This is a genomic window from Pseudomonas sp. IT-P253, from assembly GCF_949768125.1.
In the GTDB taxonomy this organism is placed as follows: Bacteria; Pseudomonadota; Gammaproteobacteria; order Pseudomonadales; family Pseudomonadaceae; genus Aquipseudomonas.
On record NZ_CATKPT010000084.1, the window covers coordinates 52778 to 77834 of the forward strand.

The 25057-nt window shown below is 51.9% G+C and carries 20 protein-coding genes; 8 read left to right on the plus strand and 12 right to left on the minus strand.

Translation table 11 applies throughout. From position 1 onward, the window contains the following. The first annotated feature begins 36 nt into the window (after positions 1-36). The 6 genes from ACM6IR_RS27330 to ACM6IR_RS27355 all read left to right on the plus strand — a co-directional run bounded on the left by ACM6IR_RS27330 (position 37) and on the right by ACM6IR_RS27355 (position 12939). Positions 37-2004: a site-specific DNA-methyltransferase gene (locus ACM6IR_RS27330; protein WP_414910574.1), complete on the plus strand. Its 1968-nt coding sequence runs from the start codon at positions 37-39 to the stop codon at positions 2002-2004. Positions 2005-2017: 13 nt separating this feature from the next. Next, the gene (locus tag ACM6IR_RS27335; RefSeq protein ID WP_414910686.1) at positions 2018-5071 is read left to right on the plus strand and encodes a type III restriction-modification system endonuclease; all 3054 of its coding nucleotides are present in this window, start codon (positions 2018-2020) and stop codon (positions 5069-5071) included. Further along, positions 5071-7212: a DUF262 domain-containing protein gene (locus ACM6IR_RS27340; RefSeq protein WP_414910575.1), complete on the plus strand. Its 2142-nt coding sequence runs from the start codon at positions 5071-5073 to the stop codon at positions 7210-7212. The genes ACM6IR_RS27335 and ACM6IR_RS27340 overlap by 1 nt, the downstream gene beginning before the upstream one ends. A gap of 410 nt (positions 7213-7622) precedes the next feature. Next, positions 7623-9641: an ATP-dependent nuclease gene (locus ACM6IR_RS27345; protein ID WP_414910576.1), complete on the plus strand. Its 2019-nt coding sequence runs from the start codon at positions 7623-7625 to the stop codon at positions 9639-9641. After that, complete coding sequence (locus ACM6IR_RS27350; protein ID WP_414910577.1) at positions 9638-11683, plus strand: UvrD-helicase domain-containing protein; 2046 nt, start codon at positions 9638-9640, stop codon at positions 11681-11683. Before ACM6IR_RS27345 ends, ACM6IR_RS27350 begins: the two co-directional genes overlap by 4 nt. Before the next feature lie 599 nt (positions 11684-12282). Continuing rightward, positions 12283-12939 carry an inovirus Gp2 family protein gene (locus ACM6IR_RS27355; RefSeq protein ID WP_414910578.1) on the plus strand — a complete coding sequence of 219 codons (657 nt, stop codon included), beginning with the start codon at positions 12283-12285 and terminating at the stop codon, positions 12937-12939. 271 nt (positions 12940-13210) lie between these two features. Here ACM6IR_RS27355 and ACM6IR_RS27360 read toward each other — a convergent pair whose 3' ends face one another. The 3 genes from ACM6IR_RS27360 to ACM6IR_RS27370 form a co-directional block, all read right to left on the minus strand. Beyond that, positions 13211-13708 (minus strand): JAB domain-containing protein, encoded by a 498-nt coding sequence (locus ACM6IR_RS27360; protein ID WP_414910579.1) that lies wholly within the window; start codon positions 13706-13708, stop codon positions 13211-13213. Positions 13709-13838: 130 nt separating this feature from the next. Next, entirely contained in the window at positions 13839-14807 is a 969-nt protein-coding gene (locus ACM6IR_RS27365; protein WP_414910580.1) for a DUF932 domain-containing protein, read from the minus strand. 140 nt (positions 14808-14947) lie between these two features. Next, on the minus strand, positions 14948-15283 hold the full coding sequence (locus ACM6IR_RS27370; RefSeq protein ID WP_414910581.1) for a hypothetical protein: 336 nt from the start codon (positions 15281-15283) through the stop codon (positions 14948-14950). Positions 15284-15688: 405 nt separating this feature from the next. Between ACM6IR_RS27370 and ACM6IR_RS27375 the strand changes: the two genes are divergently transcribed. Further along, positions 15689-15985 (plus strand): helix-turn-helix transcriptional regulator, encoded by a 297-nt coding sequence (locus ACM6IR_RS27375; protein WP_414910582.1) that lies wholly within the window; start codon positions 15689-15691, stop codon positions 15983-15985. Positions 15986-16071: 86 nt separating this feature from the next. After that, complete coding sequence (locus ACM6IR_RS27380) at positions 16072-17415, plus strand: YfjI family protein (RefSeq protein ID WP_414910583.1); 1344 nt, start codon at positions 16072-16074, stop codon at positions 17413-17415. Between the two features lie 101 nt (positions 17416-17516). Here ACM6IR_RS27380 and ACM6IR_RS27385 read toward each other — a convergent pair whose 3' ends face one another. The 9 genes from ACM6IR_RS27385 to eutC form a co-directional block, all read right to left on the minus strand. Further along, entirely contained in the window at positions 17517-18236 is a 720-nt protein-coding gene (locus ACM6IR_RS27385) for a hypothetical protein (protein WP_414910584.1), read from the minus strand. A 93-nt stretch (positions 18237-18329) separates the two neighbouring features. After that, positions 18330-19541 carry a tyrosine-type recombinase/integrase gene (locus tag ACM6IR_RS27390; protein WP_414910585.1) on the minus strand — a complete coding sequence of 404 codons (1212 nt, stop codon included), beginning with the start codon at positions 19539-19541 and terminating at the stop codon, positions 18330-18332. Between the two features lie 164 nt (positions 19542-19705). Further along, positions 19706-20005 carry a hypothetical protein gene (locus ACM6IR_RS27395; RefSeq protein ID WP_414910586.1) on the minus strand — a complete coding sequence of 100 codons (300 nt, stop codon included), beginning with the start codon at positions 20003-20005 and terminating at the stop codon, positions 19706-19708. Positions 20006-20094: 89 nt separating this feature from the next. Continuing rightward, positions 20095-20841: a S24 family peptidase gene (locus tag ACM6IR_RS27400; protein ID WP_414910587.1), complete on the minus strand. Its 747-nt coding sequence runs from the start codon at positions 20839-20841 to the stop codon at positions 20095-20097. A 231-nt stretch (positions 20842-21072) separates the two neighbouring features. Beyond that, complete coding sequence (gene ppa, locus ACM6IR_RS27405; protein WP_414910588.1) at positions 21073-21600, minus strand: inorganic diphosphatase; 528 nt, start codon at positions 21598-21600, stop codon at positions 21073-21075. A 274-nt stretch (positions 21601-21874) separates the two neighbouring features. Further along, positions 21875-22687: a zinc-dependent peptidase gene (locus ACM6IR_RS27410; protein ID WP_414910589.1), complete on the minus strand. Its 813-nt coding sequence runs from the start codon at positions 22685-22687 to the stop codon at positions 21875-21877. Between the two features lie 6 nt (positions 22688-22693). Next, complete coding sequence (locus tag ACM6IR_RS27415; RefSeq protein WP_414910590.1) at positions 22694-23350, minus strand: DedA family protein; 657 nt, start codon at positions 23348-23350, stop codon at positions 22694-22696. A gap of 303 nt (positions 23351-23653) precedes the next feature. Continuing rightward, positions 23654-24115 carry a GNAT family N-acetyltransferase gene (locus ACM6IR_RS27420; protein WP_414910591.1) on the minus strand — a complete coding sequence of 154 codons (462 nt, stop codon included), beginning with the start codon at positions 24113-24115 and terminating at the stop codon, positions 23654-23656. Positions 24116-24231: 116 nt separating this feature from the next. Then, positions 24232-25056: an ethanolamine ammonia-lyase subunit EutC gene (gene eutC, locus ACM6IR_RS27425; RefSeq protein ID WP_414910592.1), complete on the minus strand. Its 825-nt coding sequence runs from the start codon at positions 25054-25056 to the stop codon at positions 24232-24234. Between the last annotated feature and the right edge of the window lies 1 nt (position 25057).

Genomic DNA, 25057 nt, shown 5'->3' on the forward strand with positions numbered 1-25057 from the left:
TTCGCAACCAAGAATTCAAGAATTACAGGACGTCCCATGGACAAGTTGAAGATGCATTCTCCAAACCTGGCTGAAGCCAATGTCGACAAGCTGGCCGAGTTGTTCCCGAACTGCATCACCGAAGCTAGGAGTGCTACTGGCGAACTGAAAAAGGTCATCGACTTCGATCTGCTTCGTCAAGAGCTTTCCCTTTCCATTGTTGAGGGGCCGCAAGAACGCTATCAGTTGAATTGGCCGGGTAAACGCGAAGCGCTGCTGGCCGCGAATGCACCGATTGCAAAGACTTTGCGTCCTTGCCGGAGTGAAAGTGTCGACTTTGATGTGACGAAAAACTTATTTATCGAGGGTGATAACTTAGAGGCGCTCAAGCTTCTTCAGGAGGCTTATCTTAATAAGGTTAAGCTTATTTATATTGATCCGCCTTATAATACCAAAAGCGATTTCATATATAGCGACAATTTTTCTGAGAATACTCAGGAATATCTGGAGCGATCAAGTCAAAGAGATAGCTTTGGCGGTAAGCTTGTTGCTAATACTGAGGCAAATGGCAGAAGACACTCCGATTGGCTTACGATGATGTACTCTAGGCTAAAGCTCGCACGTAATCTTCTGCGTGAGGACGGCGTCATATTTATTTCTATCGACGATAATGAAGTGGATAGCCTTCAGAAAATTTGCGAAGAAATATTTGGCGAGGCAAATATTTTAGGGCGACTTGTGTGGAAAAATGCTACTGACAATAATCCAACCAATATTGCTGTTGAACATGAATATGTTTTAGTTTGTTGCCGAAATAAATTGCTTGTTTCGCCAGTGTGGAAGTCTAGTATTTCTGATGTTAAGGATATTATTGTAAAGAAAGGAGCTGAATTAATAGCGAAGTACGAAAATGAGCAAGATCTTAAGGAAGCCTACTCTTCTTGGTTTAGAGCGAATAAGGCCCAGCTCTGGCCTCTTGATGGCTATAAGTACATTGATCATGGAGGAGTTTTTGCCGGGATCCGTGGAGTGCATAACCCCGGTAAAGAGGGCTATCGATACGACGTGCTACATCCTGTCACTGGACATGCGTGTGTTGAACCGCTCATGGGATATCGTTTCCCTGCGGAAACCATGAAGAGGCTTTTGGCAAAGGATAAAATTATTTTTGGTGAAGATCATTCAAAGCTTATTGAACTAAAGACATATGCGCATGAGTATCAAGAAAAACTTTCGAGTGTAATTGATATTGATGGTAGGTCGGGTGCTTATGATTTGAGAGGCTTATTTCCTGAGTACAAGACCGTCTTCGAAAATCCGAAACCAATTAAATTTCTACAAAGATTTATTCCTCTGGTTTTGACTGAAGATGACGATATTTTCCTCGATTTTTTTGCTGGTTCTGCATCTACCGCACATGCTTTGCTCGAGCTAAATGCAAAAGAAAATAAAAAGCGTAAATTTATTCTGGTTCAGATGCCCGAGCAATGTAATGAGAAGTCAGAGCCTTACAAAAGTGGGATAAAATTTATATCTGAAATTAGTAAAGAGCGTATTCGACGGGCTGGAGCTCTAATTAAAAAAGACAGCTCTGGTAGGGAAGGCATAGATAATTTAGATGTTGGGTTTCGCGTCCTAAAAGTCGACACGTCCAATATGAAAGAGGTGTACTACACTCCGGATGCGGTGAGTCAGGACCTGCTCTCCGGTCAAGTGGAAAATATCCGCGAAGATCGCACCTCCGAAGACTTGCTGTTTCAGGTACTGCTCGATTGGGGCGTAGATCTGGCCCTTCCTATAAGCCAGCAAGTTATTTTCGACAAGACCGTTTTTTTCATTGACGGCAATGCACTGCTCGCTTGCTTCGATATCGGTATCGACGAAGACTTCGTCAAACAGCTCGCCGGGTATAAGCCGCTACGTGTGGTGTTCCGAGATGCGGGCTTCGCCAGTGATAGTGTAAAAATCAACGTCGAGCAGGTATTTAAATTGCTGTCGCCGGCAACCGAAATCAAGACGCTATAGGGGGCTGATGAATATGAAACTGAAATTTAAAGTTCAGCCCTATCAGACTTATGCGGTAGACGCCTTATCCGACTGCTTTGCTGGTCAGCCAAAATCTTCGGGCGTGAGTTATCGTGTTGACCCTGGAGCTAAGCATTTCGCCCCGGTGGCGCCACAACAGATCGATCTGCTCGATAATAAGCCGATTGACCCTGTTGAGGCTGGCTTCAAAAATGCGGAACTGCTGTTAAACGCAGCGCAGTTGCTGGGAAACATCCAGGCCGTACAGCGCCGGCAGAACCTACCATTATCGACCGCACTAGCTAACGACAAACATACAGGTTGCACCATCAATCTCGATGTTGAAATGGAAACAGGTACTGGTAAGACCTATTGCTACATCAAGAGCATGTTCGAGTTGAACAAACGCTTTGGCTGGAGCAAGTTTATCGTCGTGGTGCCGAGCATTGCTATCCGTGAGGGCGTGTACAAGTCGCTGCAGATCACTGCTGATCACTTTTTTGAGGGATATGGTAAGAAGGCGCGCTTCTTCATTTACAACTCCAAGCAATTGCACAATTTGGAGAGCTTTTCTTCAGATGCCGGCATTAATGTCATGGTTATCAACGTGCAGGCGTTCGCGGCCCGTGGTGCCGATCAGCGCCGTATCTACGACGAGCTGGATGACTTTCAGTCGCGCCGTCCTATCGACGTGATCAAGGCTAACCGACCGATTCTCTTTCTCGATGAACCGCAGAAGATGGAGGGGGTCAAGACGCTGGCGTCCTTCAGCGAGTTCAATCCGCTGATGATTGTGCGCTACTCGGCTACGCACAAAACCGAGTACAACAAAATCCACCGCCTCGACGCGCTGGACGCTTACAACCAGAAACTGGTGAAAAAGATCAGCGTGCGCGGTATTACGGTCAAAGGCCTGACCGGGACCAATGCTTATCTGTTCCTGCAGGACATCGAAGTCTCGACCAAATCGCCTGTTGCTCGGGTCGAGATGGAGATCAAACAGAGCAGTGGTATCAAGCGCGTGATGCGCAAACTTGGCCGCAACGACAATCTGTACGACCTGTCCGGTGGGCTGGATCAGTACAAAGACTATGTGGTTGCCGATATCGACGCCCGTATCGACACGCTGAGCTTTACCAACGGTGTGGCGCTAGTTGCCGGGGAGGCCGTGGGCAACGTGGATGAGGCCGCCATGCGCCGCATCCAAATCCGCGAGGCGGTAAAGGCGCATTTTCAGAAAGAGATGATGCTGTTCAGCAAGGGCATCAAGGTGCTGTCGCTATTCTTCATCGATGAGGTGGCTAAATACCGCCAGTACGACGCAACCGGCGAATTGCCTGGCGAGTACGCGCAGATCTTCGAGGAGGAGTACAACGCCTACCTCACCGACGTGATGACCCTGGAAGACACGCCCTACAACCGCTATCTCAAGGGTATTCAGGTTCGCCAGACCCATAATGGCTACTTCTCTATCGACAAGAAGAGCAAGCGCCTGGTCGATCCCACAGTGGGAAAAAAAGCTACTGAAACCGACGACGTGGATGCCTACGACCTGATCCTCAAGGATAAAGAACTCCTGTTGTCGTTCGACGAGCCGGTGCGATTTATCTTCTCCCACTCGGCTTTGCGCGAAGGCTGGGATAACCCCAACGTCTTCGTAATTTGTACCTTAAAGCACAGCGATAACAGCATCTCGCGGCGCCAGGAGGTGGGTCGTGGCATGCGCCTGGCCGTCAACCAGCAGGGTGACCGTATGGATGACCCGGCCACCGTGCACCAAATTAATGAGCTGACCGTGGTGGCCAGCGAAAGTTACAAGGACTTCGTTGGTGCACTGCAGAGAGACATCAGTGAATCTTTGTCGGCTCGGCCGCGTGAGGCCACCGAGAATTACTTCAAAGGAAAAATTTTACAAACCTCAACTGGCGACGTTGAGGTTTCTGCGCAACTGGCCAAGCAGATTTACAAGTACCTGCTGAAAAACGACTACACCGACGACAACGATCAGATCACTTTGACCTACCATGAGGCCAAAAAACAAGAACAACTGGCAGAGTTGCCGGTTGAACTGCAGCCCTATGCAGCCCAGGTATTCCAGCTGATCGATAGCGTTTTCAGTGCGGCGCAAATGCCGGAGATTGGGGATGACCGCAAGGCCAAGATCAATCCCCTTAACTCGAACTTCGAGAAGAAGGAATTTCAGGCGCTGTGGAACAAGATCAACCGTAAAGCCGCTTACACCGTTCATTTTGAAACCAATGAACTGGTGGGCAAGTGCGTAGCGGCTTTGGACGCAGAGCTGCGGGTAAAACCGATGCAGTACATTATTGAGCGCGGCAGCCAGTTGGAGAATGCCAGCTTCGACGATATGAAGAGTGGCTCGGCCTTTAAGATCGCCGAAAGCTCGACCGAAAAGTACAACCACTCCGTTCATTCGGCGGTGAAATACGATCTGATTGGCAATCTGGCCGAGGACACCCAGCTAACACGCAGCACCATTGCCAGCATCCTCAAAGACATCAACGTGGCAGTCTTCAGCCAGTACAAAACCAACCCGGAAGACTTCATCGCTAAGGCCTCTACGCTGATCAATGAGCAAAAGGCCACAGCTATCGTCGAGCACATCGCTTACAGTCCGGTGGACGAAATCCATAGCTCTAACATCTTCACCGCAGAGAAACCCAAGGACGATTTCAGCAAGGCCTTCGAAGCTAAGCACCACGTCTATGACTACGTGTTCACCGACTCCAGCATCGAGCGTAAATTCGTCGAGGAGCTGGATGCAAGCACTGAAGTGGTGGTGTACGCCAAGCTACCGAAGAGTTTCTTCATACCCACGCCGGTCGGCAACTACAACCCAGATTGGGCTATCGCCTTCCAAGAGAACAAGGTGAAGCACGTTTACTTTGTCGCCGAAACCAAGGGTTCGATGTCCAGCATGGATCTGCGTGCCATCGAAGTCTCCAAAATCGCCTGCGCCCGCAAGTTCTTCGCCAAGATCACCTCAGCGCAGGTGAGGTACGACGTGGTCGATGGGTATGGGAAGTTGATGGAGTTGGTGAAATAATGAAAGCAACTGAAGCCAACTTACTCAAATTTTTGCGTAAATCGCCCCAGTTTGTCATTCCGATTTACCAGCGAAATTACTCCTGGACTGAAGCGCAGTGCCGTCAGCTATGGGCGGATCTATTGCGGGCCGGACGTAATGAAAAGGTTAATGCGCACTTCATCGGCTCCATTGTCTACATTGAGCGTGCATTGTCTTCAGTCACCAGTCAGGAAGCCCTGCTGGTCATCGATGGGCAGCAGCGATTGACCACAAGTACCCTGCTGGTTGCCGCTCTGGCTAGCTATCTTGAAGTTCTCGCCCCTGACAAATTAGATTCGTTCGAGGATTTATTGGAGACTTTTTCTCCCCGGAAGCTGCGCAACTACTACCTACTCAATCCTGATGAGGATGGTGAGCGCCACTTCAAGCTGATCCTCTCTGAAACCGACAACGATACGCTCCGCGCAATCCTTAAAGACACGCCCATGCCCGCCGAAAGCAGTACGCGCGTCTACGAGAATTACCAGCTTTTCCGGGAGCTTTTGAAACAACATCACAACGAGCTAGGGGCCGTGTGTGAGGGTTTGGCAAAACTAGTGATTGTCGATGTCTCGTTGGATCGCGCTCAGGATAACCCCCAGCTAATCTTCGAGAGCATGAACTCCACTGGGTTGGAGCTCAGTCAGGCTGATTTGATCCGTAACTACATCCTCATGGGGCTGGAACCCAGCCTGCAGACAGCGCTTTACAAAAACTACTGGCGTCCGATGGAGAAGAGCTTTGGACAGGCAGCTTATACGGTGCATTTTGATGCGTTCATGCGTCACTATCTGACAGCAAAAACTGGGGAAATCCCTAATGTCCGAGAGGTGTATGTCGCTTTTAAAATCTATGCAGGTACCCTCTCAGGTAGCATTTCCGACTTGGTTGCCGATATCCACGGCTATGCGACCTACTATTGTGCTATTGCGCTTGGCGCAGAGTCGCAACCTCTGCTCAAGCAGGTCTTCCATGACCTACGGGAGCTAAAAGTCGACGTGGCCTATCCTTTCCTGCTGGATGCCTACCATGACTACAAGCTGGGCCGGCTCAGCATGGAAGAGTTGCACCGAGTGGTTCGGTTAGTAGAAAGCTATGTTTTCCGTCGAGCGATCTGCTCCATCCCGACCAACTCACTGAACAAGACTTTTGCTGGGCTATCTCGCACGCTGAAGAAAGATCGGTATCTGGAGAGCGTACAGGCAGCTTTCCTTCTTCTGCCGTCCTATCGCCGCTTTCCGGCTGATGAAGAGCTTCAGCGAGATCTGAAACAACGAGACCTCTACAATTTCCGCAGCCGCAGCTACTGGTTGCGCCGTCTGGAGAACCATGGCCGCAAGGAACGTGTGATGGTGGAGGATTACACCGTCGAGCACATCCTGCCGCAGAATCCGGAGCTGTCCACTCAGTGGCAGGCTGAGCTGGGGCCAGACTGGCAAATGATCCAGCAGACGTGGCTGCACACCTTGGGCAACCTAACGCTGACCGGCTATAACAGCGAGTATCGAGATTATCCCTTTAGCTACAAACGCGACCAAGTGACTGACAAGGATGGTAATCCTATCGGTTTTGCGCAGAGTCCGTTAAAGCTCAATATAGGCTTGGGGCAGGTCCAGGTGTGGAACGAAGAGGCGATAAAGGCTCGCGCTGATCGCTTGGCCAAAGAGGCGGCAAAGGTTTGGTGCGCGCCGTTTCTGGACGCCGATATTCTCGATGCCTACCGCCCTGCAACCATTCGCTCTGGCCAGCAATACAGCATTGATGAACATCCCTTCCTGGCTGCTGGTCCTATGCGCGAACTCTTTGAAAGCTTGCGTAGTGCCGTTCTAGATCTTGATCCTTGCGTCAACGAAGAAGTGCTCAAACTCTATATTGCCTTCAAAGCGGAAACTAACTTCGTTGATGTGGTGCCGCAGGCCAGACGTCTACGCCTGTCGCTCAACATGCCCTTCCAAGAGATCGATGATCCCAAGGGCTTGTGCCGCGATGTGACTAACCTAGGGCGTTGGGGAAATGGGGACGTGGAGATTGGTATCGCTAGCAAGGACGAGCTGCCTTATGTCATAGGTCTGATTCGCCAATCATTCGACCGTCAGATGGGTGATGACTTCAGTGCCTGATGCCGTCGTCAAAATGACGATGAAGGAAAAATTATGAGCATGAGGCGTAGTCGTAGTGAGTTGGTCGGCAGATATGGAACTGACGCCAGCAGGTTCATCGGTCCCCATGGGACGCACGCATCCTAGGAGTTGTTATCAAGAACCGGAGTTCAATTCTAGTTGCCATGAGAGCGCCTAGATGAAGCTGCCAGTCGGCTTACTATCGCCTTCTCGGAAGGCTGTTCTGGCCGGCCTCGTCGCTGCTCCTAATCCCGCCATCGAGGACGTCGCTGCGTTTTTTCTATGTTCTGATCAACCTGCGGCCTCGACGTCCACGGCGGCTTACGCGATAGTTACGTGATGTAGCACTATTCAAGTGTTCAGAGGCCATCCTGGTAGGGTGGCCTTATTACGTCTGCAAGGAGTGCGAGATGTACCTGTCTGCCCTGTCTATCAAAAACTTCCGCCAGTTTGGTGATACTCCCCCGGCGTTCACCATCAAGTTTCATGAGGGAGTGACAGCGCTTGTAGGGGAAAACGATGCCGGCAAGACGGCCGTCATCGATGCCATCCGCCATGTCTTGCAAACGCGCGACGCCGACTTCATGCGCTTGCAACCTGAAGACTTTCACATCACTCCCAACCAGACACAGAAAAGCGAGATCACGCTTCTGTGTCAGTTCTCTAAGCTTTCGCGAGCGGAGCAGGGTGCCTTCGCTGAATACCTGACCTATGAGGACGCAGAGATTTCCCTCTATGTGTACTGGACAGCAAGGCGGCTCAGCGAGTCAGCCGCTGCGCGTCGATGGGTGGATATCTCCGTACGTACTGGCAAAGACGGAAGCGGCCCGAGCTTGGATTCCAATGTTCGTCAGCTGCTTGCCGCCGCTTATCTACGTCCACTTAGGGATGCGGAGCGCGAGATGTCCCCTGGACGAGGCTCTCGTCTGTCGCAAATCCTCAGCAATTTCCCAGACATCACACAGGGCAATGCTTTAGAAGCCACCAACCTGCCAGCCACTTTTGCAGACGCTGCGGCACTGAATCTCGCCGGAATGTCAGACTACCTTCGACACTTGGTCGATGGTCATCCAGGCGTTAGCAGCGCGCAGACCGCCATCAATGATGATTACCTCAAGCTGCTTTCGCTGTCAGGCGAGCAGTTGCATGGGCGTATCAGCTTCGCAGAGGGAGCTACTGAAGCAGCGAAGCTACGTCAGATCCTAGAACGCCTTGAGCTAGGATTGCTGGAGAACACGGGGGCAGCACGAGGGACTTACGGCTTGGGGTCAAATAACCTGCTTTTCATGGCCTGCGAGTTGTTACTGCTGGGCAAGGAGCGAGAAGGCCTTCCATTGCTACTGATTGAGGAGCCCGAGGCTCACTTGCATCCACAGCGTCAACTCAGGTTGATGCAGTTTCTAGAGTCGGCCGCTAAGCCGCCTCCAGGATCCGATCAGCGTCCCGTCCAAGTGATTCTGTCGACCCATAGCCCAAACTTGAGCTCAAAAATCCCACTGAAGAACCTGGTGCTCATGCATCGCCAGCGCGCTTACTCTCTGACTGATGGTCAGACTGAACTCAGTACGGGTGATTACCGCTTTCTAGATCGCTTTCTCGATGTCACGAAGGCAAATCTATTCTTTTCCCGTGGCCTGCTCATCGTAGAGGGGGATGGAGAGTCGATTTTACTGCCAACCATTGCGTCACTGATTGGCCGGGATCTAACCGAGCACGGTGTTTCGGTTGTGAATGTAGGCGGGACAGGGTTGCGCCGCTACGCGCGAATTCTTCAGCGCCGAAATCCAGGAGAAGGACAGCTAAAAATTCCGACCGCTTGCCTTGCTGATATGGACGTCATGCCTGACTGCGCGCCTCAGATCTTAGGCCTGGTAGCCAACAATGATGACGCTAAATGGGCAAGCCCCACTCGTCGTTGGAAAGCATTAAGAGATTTTGGTACGACTCCTGAGGAGCAGGCCGCAGCCCTGATTGCTCGGCGCAATAAGCTTGGGGAAGGTGACGGACAAAATGTGGCCACATTCATTGCAGATCACTGGACACTTGAGTACGACCTTGCTGCGTGCGGACTGGCAAAAGAGGTTTACCTCGCTGCGACGCTTGCTGTGAATGACGACCCGCTGAATGAGGATCGTAAGACTAGGGAAGTCGTACTTCGTGAGGCTCATACCTCCTTTTTGGCCATCGAAGCCGCGTCGCAAAACACGGCAGAACTTTGTTCTTGGGTCTACAAGATGTTCACCAAGGGTAAAGCCTCGAAGGCGATCACCGCACAGTATCTTGCTGAGCTTTTGGAAGATGCAATTGAGGAGGGCACGATGACGGCTGAACAGCTCAGAGCTTCGCTGCCACCCTACATCGTGAGCGCAATCGAATTTGCAACGACGCCAATGGACGAACAGATTGCCGCTGCAGAGGTCGAGCCATGAGGCCTTTCCGTGAAATGGTCGACCCGATCCTCGACGAAGATATCGAGTGGGTCTGCAGTCTTATGAAGCTCAGAGGGCTTGATGAACCTCGCCGGCGGTTTCTGAAGTCACTAGAAACGTTGGACATCTCAGCGTGTCCAGGCAGCGGAAAAACCACGTTGGTTGTCGCGAAGCTTGCGATCCTCGCTAATAAGTGGAAGAGCTCGACGCAAGGCCTTTGCATCCTGTCTCACACCAACGTAGCGCGAGAAGAGATAGAGCGCAGGCTTGGCGGCACAGATGTTGGACAACGTCTCCTGCGGTACCCTCACTTCATCGATACCATCCATAGCTTCGTCAGTAAATTTCTAGCAAAACCATGGCTGCTATCAGCGGGATACCCGCTCACAGCTATCGATAACGAGCTCACGTTCAATGCCCGGCGAAGAATACTTGGCGGTCAACGTTACTCTTTCCTCGTGAGTTACCTTGAGCGTAACCATATATCCTTCGAGTCATTGCGAATCACCAGCACCAATTTTGATACTCCGCTTGCCGGTGCACGTTTCCCCAGTGGTGAACATACTCCAACGCATAAAATCGCATCACTCGCACTGAGGGAGGCCGCAAGGCTTGGCTATTTCTGCTACGACGAAATCTTTCTGCTTGGTAAGGCGCTTCTTGACCAGCATCCTGGTGTCGCGTCGACGCTGCAACACCGCTTTCCCTGTGTTCTTATCGACGAAATGCAGGATACGTCGGAAATGCAAAATGGCATGTTGAGGGATCTCTTCCCCAGGGATAATCCTCTTATCTGTGTGATGCGTGTTGGAGATCCAAACCAGGCGATTTTTGAGCAAGAAGATGTTCTCGCTGTGGATAATTTCCCCGACCTGGCAAGGTGTGCGGCGATCGCCGACAGCTTTCGATTCGACTCGTCGATTGCGGCGCTCGCCAGTCGATTTGCGTTCACGCCAATCATTCCAGATGGTCTCCTTGGGGCCCGACAAGTCGAGCCTGGTGCCGCACAGATTCCTCATACGATTTTTGTTTTTCCTGATGATGACACCTCAGGCGTGCTGGATGCTTATGGACAGTTAGTACTCCAACACCTACCACCGGCGCTGATAGCAAAAACTCCCGTCACAGCCCTGGGTGCGGTTCACAAAATAATCGACCTGGCCGGTATGAACGTTGCGCATTACCCTAAAACGGTTTCCCACTTCTGGCAGGATTACATGCCAAGTGCCAGCCGTACCAATCACCGTCCTGCGACGTTATTGGAGCATCTATATGCGGCCAGGCAACTGGCAGCAATCGGAAGTACCGCGCACCTGGGGCTAGAGCAGATCGCAGCAGGCATTGTGCGTTTAGCAAACCTACTGGCACCGCCGGCGCCGTTCAGAGGGCGCGGGAGGCTGCATCAACATTTAGAAGAAATCCTCGCAGCTCATCCTGAGCTCCGAGTTGACTATCGCGTGCTGATCACAAGAGTCCTTTTCACTACTGAAGTTATTGACGAGGCCACATGGACCGGTTCTATACAAAGATTTAGGCAAATCGGCGCATTGATAGGTGGAGGGAATGAGTACGAACCTGAGGCCAACACATTCCTTGCTTGGAACGCTCAGGTTGGCGTGCCTGCAGTGGGTGCTCCTCAACTGGCCCCCGGCACACTTCAGCGAGTCGAAGAGAGTTTGGAGGCTACCAAAGTTAACCACTACCGATGCATCCATAATGGTTCGCATGTGGACATCAAGCTCGGCTCGATCCACATCGCCAAGGGGGAAACCCATGCGGCGACTCTGGTATTGGAGACTTTTAACCGTTCACATTTCCTGCACTCGCTTATGCCTTGGCTTTCAGGCCAAAATCAAAACGGTACTCGGTGCGATAATGACGCCAAACGTAAGCGGTTGATGGAGATGTACGTTGCGATGACCCGACCGACTCACCTGTTGTGCCTGGCAATGCGTAATGGATCTCTGGGTACCGGTCAGCGATACGAACGCAATCAGGAACTGCTGAGAGAACAGGGATGGCAGATCCAGCATCTGAACTGAGGCTGATAAATCGCTAAACGTCAGTGGGCGCAATCCACTTGAAGGTGCTGACTGGTTTCGTGCTCGCGATTACGACACTAGACAGTTTTTGGGCATGCACGATTTGGTTGCCAGGATAAGGGAAAAATCCTTGAAACCATAGTTGGGCATCCTATGGCTATGGTGTTATTTCTCCAGAGTTAAGATGTGTGGTAATTAGGCGGTGTACTGGGTGTTTTTGTTGTAGCATGCCTGTAATGCCGCTGGGTAGATTCTCGGTATTGGTAATATGTTTATATGCACTATGTTTATATGTGCTGCTACGTTGATGTGTAGTGCTAACTCTGCTCTTCACGTAATGCTGAGATTCCGTTCGTTGCACGGGGGTTAGTTGGCTCATTTTTTATTGTAATGTGCTTTCCGTTGTTAATTAAGTATCTCTTGCTAACTAATATAATTGATATCGCTTATTTAAGTTATGTATCTGATTATCAGGTTGGAGCTTGCGTGATGCATGACATGGTCTATCTAGATAAGATAGATGAGTTTGGCACAATAGTAGTCGTAAAAAATTACTACGCATCCCTCCGATATGTAATTAACATGTCGGAGTATCGGTTATGAAACGTCATCCAGAAAACTCTAATCTCACGCTGTGCCGTGAGGAACATTTCATTGGCTGGCCTGTTCAGGTGAGTAAAGGGCCTTTTGTTCGAAGCTACCTAAATAATCTTAATAGGGTAATTCAGCGAGCACTCGATGATTGCCCGCGTATTTTTGCCTTCAGATTTGATCTGCGCTTCCCCGCTGATTTAGACCTGCCTGACCACCTGTATACGAACGAGGTGATAGATCGTTTTCTGGAGTCATTTAAAGCAAAGATTAGGCACAATCGATTGAAAGCTGGTTTGTCGAGAAAGTATATCCATGACACTAAAGTGCGGTATGTTTGGGCGAGGGAGTTCGGGTGCTCGGGTAAACCCCATTACCACGTTCTCATCCTGCTCAATCGCGATGCGTTCAATGCGCTTGGTAAATTCGAACCAGGCCGGGATAACATCTTCAATCGCCTTGTAGAAGCCTGGGCCAGTGCTCTGAGGCTATCTGTCGACGAGGCTAGTGGCTTGGTACATATCCCCGATAACGCTGCCTACCACTTGCATAGAGATGATGAGCGGGAGCAGCGAGAACTTTTCTTCAGGGCGAGCTATCTCTGTAAAGCCGCCACAAAGGCCTATGGGGATGGTCAGCATGGGTTTGGATACAGTCGGAGCTGAGTGGCGAGTTTCAATTGATCACTCGATGGGTAGGGAGGCAGGCCGATAGGTCATCAAGGTCATGCAGTGTCAGCATCAGCGTAAAAAGCCGGCTGGGGCTAGAAGCTTTCGGACTGGCCGTATTCATAGTGAAATTGTTTGAAAAGTCTACAATTCAGCATCAATCGTGCTGGCTCATCTCCTTAAGTTGAAGGGATATTGGTTTCTGTTGGGGGCGTAGCGGGCGCCCCCATGAACTGGTTACTTGGTGCGTGCTAAGGGCAAAGCGCTCCTATAGTTGTCCCTGTTCTGTCAGCGATACACAGCCCTCATAAGTCACGACCACATGATCCAATATTTGGGTGCCAATCAGGTTGAGGGCGTTTTTAAGGGTTGTGGTCAGTTCGCGATTTGCTTGACAGGGCTCCGGGTCAACGGAAGGATGGTTATGCACCAGAATCACGGCTGCGGCGTTGTGCTCCAAGGCGATCTTGACCGCCTCCCGAGAGGACACGCAGGCAACCTCCAATGCGCCCCTGAATAGTTCTCTAAAGCCAATAACCCGGTGCTCGGTATCGAGCAGCAACAAAGCAAGGACCTCATAATCATGGAATTGCAGCAGTGTTTGTAGATGACTGAAGACGAGTCTGCGCTCAGTCAACGCCCGTCCTTTAGATAGACGATACATCGCGAGTTGTTTTGCCATCTGTAGGATGTCGGCCTCGGTGACTGGTGATTCGATGACATATGTGTCGGACGTTTCACCGGCTTTGAGCTTGGGATATTTCATGCTGGTATTCCTATCACGAACGCGTAAAAGCACTGGAGGGAGCGCAGTTACAAGGAAGAGGGTGTTGGGATTAAATGATTCCGAACGCCCCTTTAGACGAGAGCGCTCGGCAGAGCTGTGGTTTGACGGTTCACGCAACGAGTTGTAAGGCTGCATTGAGAGCTTTCTGTTTAACTACTGCGCCCTGCCCAAACCAAGCCGAATCCATTCGATACTCATGGCTCCTGGCGCGCCTTTCATGATCCACGTATTCAGTCACGGCGTTCAGCAAGCCCCATGCTGTTCCGCGAGCGGACTCCATTTCAGATCCTCGGCCTTTGCCTTCATACAGGCTCTGTACCTTCTCCATCGCTCGTTTATTGGGCAGTACATTGGGAATAGGATCATGCGCGCTGGTGTCGCACAGCACCTCCATGAAGAAGCTCATGGCTTCCGTCCACTGAACCTTGCGTTCCGAGAGGGTGCGCATCCGATACATGAATTCGTCCCACTGCGAAACGGCGATGCCTAGTTGTTTTTTTACTGCCTGCGAATCAAAGCGCATGCTGTGTGGAACCTTGATTGCGCGGGTGGCTCCGCTTAGAGATATGGTCAGTGTGTTATTGCAGACCACGCGAACGGTGGTGGGAGTTGCAGTGGTGGCTAGTGTGCCGTCACAGGACGTTGCCAGCAGCAAATAGCCATTGACCACGTCATTACCTTTAATTGCAGTCGACTGTCCGGTCCTCGCCAGTGCCCAGAGCTTGCGTCCGCCTTTCAGCACGCCAGCGGTCTCCAGTTCATAACCCGAGTGTTCGGTTAGGTCCCGATAAAACTCTAGGACCTCACGCGGCTGGACCACCTGGTAGCGTTGCGAGACCACGGACAGCGCTTCTTTGCTGTCCGAACGGTAGAGCACTTTCTGTTCGGGAAACGTATGGATGGTGCTGAGATGGCCGACGGCATCCGCCATGAAGCGCACTGGTGATTCCTGGATCTGCCAGTTCATGCCGGCTTCTTGTTGCCAGACTTCCAGCGGTTGCTTGGGCGAGAGCTGATTGCCCAGGCCATGCCAGGGCGTAGCGCCAACGTAAGCCATGTGTTCGATGAGGTGTGCCATAGGGATCTTCCTTTTCATAGGCGCACGGCGAAGCCGCTGAGCATTCAGCAGGGATCAATCGGCGTGCGGGGTGTTGATAGAGAGGGGGTAGCGATGGATCAGATGGGAGCAGCAGTTACGTCAAGCGGGAGATGAGCAGTTCAAGTGGAATGACGGCAGCTAAACGAAAGTCCGCAGTCGAGACAAACGTAATTGTCCAAAACCCGCTCATCGATGACTTCACCGAGTTTGGCGCCCGCGATACAGCCGGTCGCCGCGCCGGCTAACCCGCCGAGTATGGCTCCGGCCATACCGCCAGCAATGGCACCGGCGGGGCCAGCCACGACACCGATGATTGCGCCAACCTCGGCGCCGGCCATGGCACCGGTGACTCCTTGGGCAGCGCCACCGACGGTGCCGATCAGGGCGCCGACTTTCCTGGCTAAATCCTTGGTGATGACAGCAGTGGAGTGACAGCGTGGGCATTGAGTGGTCATGTACAGGATTCCTATCGAGAGGTTTGGGATAAAGTCATTGCACGGCATAGCGCCCATCAAGCAGGGCGCGTATGTGATTTGCTTGAGTGGTGAGCTGCGGAGTCTGAGGGGGGATGCGGATAGGTGCAGGTTCGTGATGTATGACCAAGATTTTTTTGATTGGGATTTTTTGTGTATCGCAGGCAGCCGTCACCTGCTATTCCCGCTACGAATAGCGGGAATAGCAGGTAAAGAAGTCATTGTTGTGTAAATAAATGCTGTTTTCTTAAGCTTTGCCTGCCATGTTTTTTGTTTTTTTTCAAGGGGGGTGCTTACGGTAAAAAAGTAATGTAAGCGGGGGCGGTCAAGTAAAAAAAACATCTGCGTAGCATTGCGTCATCTCGAATTTTCTAGAGGGGTGGTGCGATGTGTGCAGTTGAAGTAGACGAAGCTCGTAGGCTTTCGGTTCAGGATGGGCCAGGTAAAGCTTTCATCAAGATCTTGCGTTTGAAGACGCTGCAAGAGCGTCTTGGGGTGGGGCGGTCGACGGTTTACGACTGGATGAATCCATGTTCGCCACGATACAACCCCACTTTTCCACGTCCGATAAAGCTCTCACTTGGAGCGAGGGGGGCTATTGGCTGGATCGAGTCGGATATCTGCCATTGGATTGATTCAAGAGTGATTGCGGGTGCAGGTATTTTACGGGGGTACGAGGAATGATCTCTGATCGTTATCGGGAGTCCGTGCTACCGAAAATTGGAGTGCCTTTCCCGTCCTTTGCATGCCTGCCGATCTTGAAGGCGGCCGTGGATGAAGCTGAAAACAACATCCAAGCTCCACGACCACTAATTTTCTTTGGGGCCATGTCTGCAATTGCCATCAGTGTTCAGGGGCTTTTTGATGTCCGTAAGCCAATTGGTCAAAGCGTTCCAATGTCACTAATGCTGTTGTCTATTGCGGATTCGGGAGAGCGAAAGTCAACGGCAGAAAATATTTTCTTTGAACCGATTCGTAACTTTCAAAAAATGAAAGGAGTTGCGCACCAGTCCGAGCTAAAGGAGTGGGGGTTGAAGCTGAAAATATGGGATACAAAAAATAAAGTAATACTTAAGCAAATAGCTAAACTCACTCGTGATGATGAGTGTTCGGAGGATGCCGAACAGCGGTTGATCAAGCACGGGTATACTCGACCGTTGGAGCCCAAGCAATTTAAGATGCTATATGAAGACTCAACCGCTGAAGCGTTATTTTTAGGCCTTTATCAGAATTTGCCATCGGCCGGACTGGTATCTAGTGAGGGAGGAGGAGTGCTGAATGGTCGGGCATTAGCTGACTTGTCTAAGCATAATGCTATTTGGAGTGGGGACTCTATAACTGTTGATCGAAAAACAGTTGAAAGTTATGAGATTGTTGGTGGGCGCTTGACTGTGTCGATAATGTCGCAAAGAAGTGCGTTCAACGAATATATTAAGAAAGTTGGGGAGAAGTCTCGTGGCTCTGGTCTCTGGGCTAGGTTTTTAGTTTGCTGTCCTAAATCGACACAAGGTACAAGGTTTCTTAAGAACGAAACTATTTCTTGGGAGCATCGCGATAAATTTTCTTCACGATTGACCGAAATTCTTGAGCTGAACTCGGCTTTATTGAGTACGCCTTGTAAAAAGCGCGAAGTTATTAACTTTACGCCGGAAGCCGGGGAAGTATGGCTGAGAGTTTACAACGAAATTGAGTCTAACATTAAAGTAAAAGGGCGATTTGATCAGATGAGTGATCATGCCTCTAAGTTAGCTGATAATATTGCTAGAGTCGCAGCCCTACTGCACCATTTTGAAGGGTTTGAGGGGGATGTATCATGGAGCACACTTCAGTTTTCAATTGATTTTTGTCTTTGGTGTTCTGACGAGTTTTACAAACTGTTTTTGCCAAAGTCTCAAGAGGAATTGGACGCGATAGTTTTAGAGGAGTGGCTGTTGTTAGAAAGGAAAAGAGGAGATTTTCGGATAAGCAAAACCCGTATTCGCCAATATGGACCAAACAAGCTTAGGGATAAAAAGCGCTTGGACAGCGCTTTGGAAAAACTATACATAGAGAATAGAGTCAATTTTTTCAGTAGAAATGGAACTCAATACGTAGAGCTCTGTAAAGCTTTCTAAGGTTTTGCGCTGTCATGGCCTAGCTTCGCTAGGCCGGTGTGTCCTGTATATGGCGGCGCTACAAAGAAATTTTCGCAATTGGATTATTGTTTATAGTTGACCTATTTTAGATTTTTATGGGTGTGATTTTCAGCAGTTGGGGTGTTGAAAGCTATTTTTACATCTTTGTCAGTAGATATCATATCTAGTACTGCTCCGATTAAGTCATCACGGTTCTGTGGTTGACTGCTTTTTTCTTGGGTGGGTGAATTAATCAAGTGAGCGACTACTTGGTCTGTTGCTGTGCTGGCGCTGGTCCAGTTTTTTTCAGGTCGTAAAAGGATCAGTGCTTCAATAATTGATTTTTTGAAGTTTTTTGTTTTATTTGCGTTCGCTTGGCCACCTTTACTAGCTCGCTGAATTTTATTTTGTACTGTTGGGTCAAAAAGCCCATCCCGGAGGCCGACAAAATAACTGGCCTCTGAAACAGCATGCCACGCCAGTAAAATTTCATTGTGTTCTTTAAGTTTTATTGCTGTGTGGGTGTAAATGGCTGCTAGGTTAAGGGTTTTCGCTTTGTTTTCTAATGGTGTTACTTTGTTGAGCGTAAGGAATGCGCGTTCATCGTTAATGTAGCTTCTATTTATTTCTCCGGAATTTATGCCGTTAATTATCCATTTGAAGTACTCGTTTTTTTCTGATTCGCCATATAGCTCTTTGCTCGAAGCTTCAACCTGGCGAAGTAGTTGATCGATTTTTTGATCGAGTTTTGTGTTTGAGACGAGATTGATAAGATTGTTTAATCCGGAAAATTTCTCTTCGTGAATAGTGTATTTGGACATTGTTCCATGCTCTTTGGTTTTGTTTTGATTTTTGCCTGAAGTTGCGTTGACATGGTTTGCAGCTTTTCTGAAAATTTTAGTTGATTTTTGTGCTTATTCGGAACTTTGTGGCTTCAGGTGTATGAATTGAGCCCAGTCAACCATTAGTGCTCGACGTTTGTCTAGGAAGTCGGAGCGAGAATAAGCCCCTTCAGTTTGATCACGTTCGTCATGTGCGAGTGCCATCTCGCAAACTTCCCTTGGGTAATGTGTGCATTCGCTTGCCCAGTCACGAAAGGAAGAGCGAAAGCCGTGTCTCGTAATGTGCTTGTATCCAATGCCATGCAGTAGTGTGCGTATGGCATTTGCGTGCATAACCCCGGTTTTTCCCTGTCCTGGGAATAGATAGGGGCTTCCTGTAACTCGTGGTACAGCTTGAAGCAGTTTTACTGCCTCATTGGCAAGCGGGACAACGAAGGCTACTCGCATTTTCATTCGCTCACTTGGCAGTGACCAGGTGGCAGCCTCTAGATCAAACTCATCCCAGCGAGCGAATCTCACCATGTGCGCGCGTGCGCCGGTCATGATCAGCAGTTGAGCGGCCCAACATGGCGGTGTGGTATTTTCCCTGAGTTGGGTCATCAGCGCCGGCACCTCCTGCCACCGCAAAGCTTCAAAGTGCTCGCGTTTCCGAGCCTTCTTCTTTTCAGCACGGCTCAACAGGTTGTCTAAATGTCCGCGCCAGCGAGCAGGGTTCTCACCTTCTCGCAGGTTGCGTGCCTTTGCAGCATCGAGAACCTGTTCAATCTGTCCACGTAGCTCGTCGGCAGTTCTGGTCTTAGTGGCCCAGATTGGTTGCAGCACCTTGAGTATCTGGGGAGTACCAATCTCCTCGGCTGACAGTTTGCCGATGTGGTCAAACGCATACAGCTCCAGTTTTCGAAGCCAGCCTTTACGCCACTTATCTGACCAGGTCCCCCCGTGCGCTTCGCAGTACTCTTTCGCGAGTGTCTCGAACTTTAGCTGTTTCGCCTCGCTGGCTCGCTGTGCTTCGCGCTGAGCAGCGCGTTCGATGTCGCGAGCGGTTAGGGGGTCTACACCGTCGTTCAATTGGCTGCGTTTGACACTGGCTTCATGTCTGGCCTTCTTGAGGCTGACCTCGGGGAATGATCCTAAGCCCATCTCCCTACGACGCCCCGCCAGTTGAAAGCGAAGTAGCCAGGATTTGCGCCCGGTTGGTTTGACGACCAAGCGAAGCCCATCGCCATCTTCATAGGTGCCGGGTTCGGTCAGATTTTCGACTTGTTTCGGATTCAGCTTACCCATTTGATTTCCCCTCTCGTCCCTTTGTCCCCCCACCTGTCCCCCCACTTCATCGTCGGATGAGGTCAAATGGCGTTGAACACCATTGGACAGGGACGAGCCTGAAACGCCCGTGATAGCTAAGCTATCGGCAGAATTCTCGGATGGGATAGGATTATTTTGGACAATTAAAAAGCCGGCTTGTGGCCGGCTTCTCGGGGACTGGCTTGGTTCATTTTTGGTAAACCGCGCCAGCCTTCAAAACGTACACCCGGATCTTGCGTCCGGCTGTGGGACTTGGCGAGAAAATCATCTGCCTTGTCGGTGCGATCTGGGCCGCGGGGCGGGTCGATGCGCAAAATATGGGGCGCATCATACTGATTTTTTTGGGGAATTCCCAGCTTGGTGTACGGGGAGAGCGATTGCGGTGATGTGTAGCAGCTGGCGAAGCCTGCGTTCGGCTGCGAAGCAGTCGCAAAAACATTCACCGCGATGTTTCAGATAAACCGCAGATACCGGGTTTACGACTGCTTCGCAGCCGGACGCAGGCTTCGCCAGCTGCTACAGGGGCGCGTCGTTATAGGAAGGGGACGGGTGGTCGGCGTTTGTTCAAGGTTGACCACCAGAACACCCAGCCCAATACCCTGATGTTCTGCTCTTCGATTTGCGGCGCTCTGAAGATTTCGTCCGGGTACTCGGCGCGGTTATGGCTGCGCAATCGCAGTGCATTTCCGGGCATGCGGTGCAGGTATTTGATCCGTAGCATGCCGTCATGTTCGATCGCGTAAATTTCCCCGTCAACAATCTGCGTCAGGCCGCGGTCGATGGCCACGGTTGAGCCGTCTTCGATTTTCTCGCCCATGCTGTTGCCGATCATGTAGGCGCAGATGGCGTCTGCATGGTTGATTTCCAGGGAGTCCAGGTGGCTGCGGGGCAGGCGAATGGGTTGGCTGGTGTCTTCGATGACATGGGTTTTGGTCGAGCCTGGAGCGGTGGCCGTTTCTTTGTAGAAGGTCAGTTCAACGTCGGTGGGTTCTATGACCGTGTAGATGCCGCGAATGGCCTGGGCGTCGAAGGTGTTGCCGGATTCGTCGAGCAGGCGCAGGTGTTTGGCGTCTTTCGGGCCTTCGGCGGTTTTCAGCCAGTCGCTGTTCACGGACAGTTTTCGGGCTACTTCTTCCATGCAGTGGGCGGGCACACCGCGGGTGTACCAGTTGTGGACGTTTTGCGGCGCCGTGTCCAGGAACTCGGCGAATCCTGTCGTCGTAATGTTCGCCGCTTTGAGGAGGGCTTTAAACCGTGGACCGCTAGTGTTCTTTTTCATAAACACGAGTCTACGGGCGCAGGGCGGGGCTTTGAATAAACAAGCCGTTCAAAATTCGAGGGAATTTTAAGACTGGATGTAAGACCTGTTTGGCGATTTTTAAACAAGAAAAAACGAGTGCAGCCGGCAGGTAAACGGCCCGTTTAAAAATCACTTTATAGGCGCCCACAAAAAACCCCGGATCAACCGGGGTTTTTTTCAAGCCGTCAGTGGCACGAGGCCAATGGCGTCTCAGCCTTTATAGGCAGCAACCGACTTCATGATCGCGTCGCGGGCGGCGTCTGCACCGGCCCAGCCTTCGATCTTCACCCATTTGCCTTTTTCGAGGTCTTTGTAGTTCGCGAAGAAGTGCTCGATCTGCTGAATCAGCAGCGGTGGCAGGTCGGTGTATTCCTTCACGTCGACGTACAGCTGGGACAGCTTGTCGTGTGGCACAGCGATGACTTTGGCATCGCCGCCGCCGTCGTCGGTCATGTTCAGGATTCCGACCGGACGTGCGCGAATGACCGAACCTGGGGCCACCGGGTAAGGGGTCACGACCAGCACGTCGAGGGGGTCACCGTCGTCAGCCAGGGTGTTGGGGATGAAACCGTAGTTGGCCGGGTAGAACATCGGGGTGGCCATGAAACGGTCAACGAACAGGCAATCGCTGTCTTTGTCGATTTCGTATTTGATCGGCGCGTGGTTGGCCGGAATCTCGATCGCGACGTAGATGTCGTTCGGCAGGTCTTTGCCAGCCGGAATCTTGCTGTAGCTCATTGGGCGGTGCCCCCGTTAGTTGACCAAAAACACTTGGCCGGATTGACCAAAAAGTGGCGGCGATTATAGGCATATTCCACCGCTGATGCCACGTACCAGAGGTCGTAGAGACCCAGGTGTCCTGTCTCACCGATACTGTGGCTTTTTGACGGCGTTCGTCGCGGCCATGCTGCGTTGCCACTCCTCGTCATCGCCGGCTATGACTCGTCGCGGCGTCTTGCCTGGCCACAACGACCACTCGTCAAAAGAACAACAGTATCGATAAAGCAGGACACTAGTCGCGTGCCTGATAGACAGGGTCTTCGGCCAGAAGTTGCCGCAATCGGGCCAGTGGGTCCTGCCGGTAAAACAGCTTCAGCTGCTCATAGACCTGTGGATAAGCCTCGTGCAGCAAATCCGGGGCGCTGAAGAAGTATTCGCTGGTGACGGCGAAGAACTCGGCCGGGTTCTCGGCGGCGTAGGGGTCGATGGCGGTTTCGGCATGCGGATGGCGGTCGAGGTGGCGGTTAAGGTCATCGTAGGCATGTTGCATGACTTTCGCCCAGTCACTGACGCGCATGTCGGGGTGCAGCGGCGGCAGGCCGTTGGCGTCACCGTTGAGCATGTCGAGCTTATGCGCGAGCTCGTGGATCACCAGGTTGTAGCCTTCCCAGCCACCGCTGGCCATTACGCCGGGCCAGGCGAGGATGATCGGGCCTTGCTGCCAGGCTTCACCGCTGTGTTCGCCGTCCCATTCGTGCACGACGCCACTGGCATCGCGATGGCGTTGAGGGCTGAGGAAGTCGTCGGGGTAGAGAACGATTTCGTGGAAGCCCTGATACCAGTTCAAATCGCCCAGGTTCAGCAACGGCAATTGGGCCTGGGCGGCGAGTAGCAGGCATTGCTCCTGGTGGAGTTCGACACCGGGCAGGGCGGTCAGGTGTTTATCCTGGAGGAATAGCACGCTAGCTTCGCGCAACCATTGGTCTTCGGCGGCGCTGATACCGTCGAGAAAGCTCAGGTGATGGCGCACCCGCTGCCACATGTCGTCGGCAATCGGGTGTTTGGCCAACAGGCGTTGGCGACGCCAGGCGCTAAGGGACCACATTGCGAATCAGCGCGACTCGGCTTTGGGGTTCGAACCACTCAGGCGGCTGCGGATGACGCTGATGATCATCGGTAACAACGACAGCAGGATGATGCCGATGACCAGCAACGACAGGTTTTTCTTGATGAACGGTACATTACCGAAGAAATAACCGAGGGTGACCAGGCCGCCGACCCACAGGATCGTGCCGAAGACACTGAAGGCAAAGAAGCGCGGGTAAGGCATCTTGCCGACGCCGGCGACGAACGGTGCAAAGGTGCGGATGATCGGCATGAAGCGCGCCAGTGTCACCGTTTTACCGCCGTGCTTGTCATAGAAGTCGTGGGTTTGCTTCAGATAGTCGCGGCGGAAGATTTTCGAGTTCGGATTGCTGAATAGCCGTTCGCCGGCCGTTCGTCCGATCAAGTAGTTGGTGCTGTCGCCGAGAATCGCCGCCAGCATCAACAGGCCGCCCAGCAGCACCGGGTCCATGCCGCCACCGGCCGCAACGGCGCCGGCTATAAACAGCAGGGAATCACCCGGCAGGAACGGCGTCACCACCAGGCCGGTTTCGCAGAAGATCACCAAAAACAGAATGGCATAGACCCATGGCCCGTAGTTGTTCACCAGCAGGTCGAGGTAAACATCGAGATGCAGGATAAGGTCAAGCGGGTTGAAATCCATGGAAAGCACCTATGGTGATGGCCCGACTCAGCAGACCTGTGCGGATGACTTCTTGAAAGCCTACAGAGGGGTGTAGTTTTTCTTACAAGCCGGAAGGGCAGCATTATACGGGCTGAAAAGTGAAAAACGTGTCGAGTTTGTAGCGAGGGATGTCGAAGAGACCGGTGGTTGGCAGGGACCTCTTTTGTGTAGGAGCGAGCTGGCTCGCGATAAGCCTGAGAACACCGCGCAGTGTCAGGCTTGGCGCGTTAACGTTAACGACCATCGCGAGCGAGCTCGCTCCTACAGGGTATCCGGGGTAAATCAGAGCTCGTCGCTGATTGGCAGCACGTAGTTCTTGAACTCGGTATCTTCCTTGAACCCAATGGATTCGTAGGTTTTGCGCGCGACTTCGTTGTTGCTGCTGGTGGAAACGCGCATGCGCACGGCATTGGTTTCCTTGGCCATTTTCTTTGCGGTGCGGATCAGGTTGTCGGCCACCAACTGACGGCGCGCGTCTTCGGCCACGTAGATGTCATTGAGAATCCACACGCGTTTAAGCGAAAGGGACGAGAAGCTCGGATACAACTGACAGAAACCCATCAGTTTGTTGGTGTCGTCATCGGCCAGGGCCAGGTAAATCACTGACTCCTTGCGTCGCAGACGTTTCTCAAGGAATGCGCGAGACGAGTCCGGGTACGGCAGGGAACCATAAAACTCGCGATATTTGACGAACAACGGGGTCAGCAGGTCCAGATGTTCGAGGGTCGCTTGAATAATCCGCATGGTAGGTCTCGTCTTGAAGTGGCTGTCTTCACGTGCTCTGACGGCAAACTTTTCTCACTGAGAGCCGTGCTTCGATCCTGCCTGAAGAGAGCTGGTAAAGGCAATCCAGAAACGGTTCAGGTATTCAGCGGGCTCAGTAGGAAATTACCTTTCATGTTCGCACCAGCGTCTGACTCCAGCGTCTGAACCTGCGCTTCGTCCTTCAGGTTGACCCCCGACAACTGCCGCCGGCAGGCTTCACGCATCAAATACAGCAAACGGTGTGCCGCCATGCCGTAACTCAGCCCTTCGAGACGAACATTCGAAATGCAGTTGCGATAAGCATCCGTCAGCCCGACCTTGGGATTATAGGTGAAATATAAGCCCAGGCTGTCGGGAGAGCTCAGGCCAGGGCGTTCGCCGATCAGAATCACCACCATTTTCGCGCCCAGCAATTCGCCAATCTCGTCGGCCACCGCGACGCGACCTTGTTCCACCAGAATCACCGGAGACAGGGACCAGCCTTCAGCTGAAACCTGCTCTTCCATCCGCGCCAGAAACGGCAGCGTGTGGCGATGAACGGCCAGCGCCGACAAACCATCGGCGACGACAATCACTAGATCCACCCCGCCAGGATGGGCCAACGCGTAGTCGCGCAGGGTCTGCGCTGACGCTTCGCTCAACTTTCGCCCCAAATCGGGGCGTTGCAAATAGCTGTTTCGATCAATGGCCGCGCTATGCAGCAAGACACTCTCGCGCCCGCATTCGGTCAATTGCGCGCTCAGCCCCGCAGCGTCGAACGGCAAGTGCACCGCATCCCGCGCTTGCGCATGGGCGTACTGGAAATCCAGCTGCGCGCTGGTCGGCATGCTGGTGCCGGTTCTACCGAGGGCGATCCGCGCCGGCGTCAGGCGACGCAGTTCCAGCAACGGGTTCTGTGGATCAACGGGTGGTTTATCCATT

Excerpts from the sequence above, each read along its gene's own strand:
- ACM6IR_RS27340 (WP_414910575.1), top strand. The coding sequence starts at position 5,071 with ATGAAAGCAACTGAAGCCAACTTACTCAAATTTTTGCGTAAATCGCCC.
- ACM6IR_RS27420 (WP_414910591.1), bottom strand. The coding sequence starts at position 24,115 with ATGCGGATTATTCAAGCGACCCTCGAACATCTGGACCTGCTGACCCCG.
- ppa (WP_414910588.1), bottom strand. The coding sequence starts at position 21,600 with ATGAGCTACAGCAAGATTCCGGCTGGCAAAGACCTGCCGAACGACATC.
- ACM6IR_RS27360 (WP_414910579.1), bottom strand. The coding sequence starts at position 13,708 with ATGAAATATCCCAAGCTCAAAGCCGGTGAAACGTCCGACACATATGTC.
- ACM6IR_RS27365 (WP_414910580.1), bottom strand. The coding sequence starts at position 14,807 with ATGGCACACCTCATCGAACACATGGCTTACGTTGGCGCTACGCCCTGG.
- ACM6IR_RS27370 (WP_414910581.1), bottom strand. The coding sequence starts at position 15,283 with ATGACCACTCAATGCCCACGCTGTCACTCCACTGCTGTCATCACCAAG.
- ACM6IR_RS27355 (WP_414910578.1), top strand. The coding sequence starts at position 12,283 with ATGAAACGTCATCCAGAAAACTCTAATCTCACGCTGTGCCGTGAGGAA.
- ACM6IR_RS27330 (WP_414910574.1), top strand. The coding sequence starts at position 37 with ATGGACAAGTTGAAGATGCATTCTCCAAACCTGGCTGAAGCCAATGTC.
- eutC (WP_414910592.1), bottom strand. The coding sequence starts at position 25,056 with ATGGATAAACCACCCGTTGATCCACAGAACCCGTTGCTGGAACTGCGT.
- ACM6IR_RS27345 (WP_414910576.1), top strand. The coding sequence starts at position 7,623 with ATGTACCTGTCTGCCCTGTCTATCAAAAACTTCCGCCAGTTTGGTGAT.
- ACM6IR_RS27385 (WP_414910584.1), bottom strand. The coding sequence starts at position 18,236 with ATGTCCAAATACACTATTCACGAAGAGAAATTTTCCGGATTAAACAAT.
- ACM6IR_RS27375 (WP_414910582.1), top strand. The coding sequence starts at position 15,689 with ATGTGTGCAGTTGAAGTAGACGAAGCTCGTAGGCTTTCGGTTCAGGAT.
- ACM6IR_RS27335 (WP_414910686.1), top strand. The coding sequence starts at position 2,018 with ATGAAACTGAAATTTAAAGTTCAGCCCTATCAGACTTATGCGGTAGAC.
- ACM6IR_RS27415 (WP_414910590.1), bottom strand. The coding sequence starts at position 23,350 with ATGGATTTCAACCCGCTTGACCTTATCCTGCATCTCGATGTTTACCTC.
- ACM6IR_RS27400 (WP_414910587.1), bottom strand. The coding sequence starts at position 20,841 with ATGAAAAAGAACACTAGCGGTCCACGGTTTAAAGCCCTCCTCAAAGCG.
- ACM6IR_RS27390 (WP_414910585.1), bottom strand. The coding sequence starts at position 19,541 with ATGGGTAAGCTGAATCCGAAACAAGTCGAAAATCTGACCGAACCCGGC.
- ACM6IR_RS27410 (WP_414910589.1), bottom strand. The coding sequence starts at position 22,687 with ATGTGGTCCCTTAGCGCCTGGCGTCGCCAACGCCTGTTGGCCAAACAC.
- ACM6IR_RS27350 (WP_414910577.1), top strand. The coding sequence starts at position 9,638 with ATGAGGCCTTTCCGTGAAATGGTCGACCCGATCCTCGACGAAGATATC.